1 protein-coding gene is annotated in these 470 nt (G+C 47.2%); it reads left to right on the top strand.

Annotation, left to right across the window (positions count from 1 at the left end):
* On the top strand, nucleotides 1–221 hold a 221-nt coding region (locus J4G07_21960; GenBank protein ID MCE2416650.1), incomplete at its 5' end, for a hypothetical protein.
* Between the last annotated feature and the right edge of the window lie 249 nt (nucleotides 222–470).

Below are 470 nucleotides of genomic sequence, written 5' to 3'. Positions count from 1 at the left end.
GAAAAGGAGACATCAACGAAAACGAAGCCTCCGTCTGGATCGGTAAGAAAGCAATTGAAAGCGTCTGGCTTGATGGAACACTTGATGAACTCCGCATTCTCAACATCGCAATCACGGAAGAACAGATTCAGGCGGATATGGAAGGGATTGCGTTTGCCGTGGAAGTCGCTGGAAAACTCACAACGACGTGGGGACGCATTAAATCTGATGCCCGCCGTTAGCAACTATGGTAAACTTTAGAATTAATTGTACACTCTGCACCGGCGAGGTTAGAAACCTCGCCTACCCGGGGCGGGGAGAATGTCTGCTTGTTTCTCTGGTTTACGGGCATTCGGTCGTAAAGCCCAACGCTTTAGCTTTGGGATATAAGACCGCTAAAGGCGTGAGCCATGAAAAAAAATGACAGTCGATAAAAAATGTGGTATAATTAGCGTATCAAGTTGGCAGACATTATCAGCGTTACCGCTTGG

It is taken from the genome of Candidatus Poribacteria bacterium (assembly GCA_021295715.1).
In the GTDB taxonomy this organism is placed as follows: domain Bacteria; phylum Poribacteria; class WGA-4E; order WGA-4E; family WGA-3G; genus WGA-3G.
This window is presented reverse-complemented; position numbering and strand designations above follow the sequence as displayed.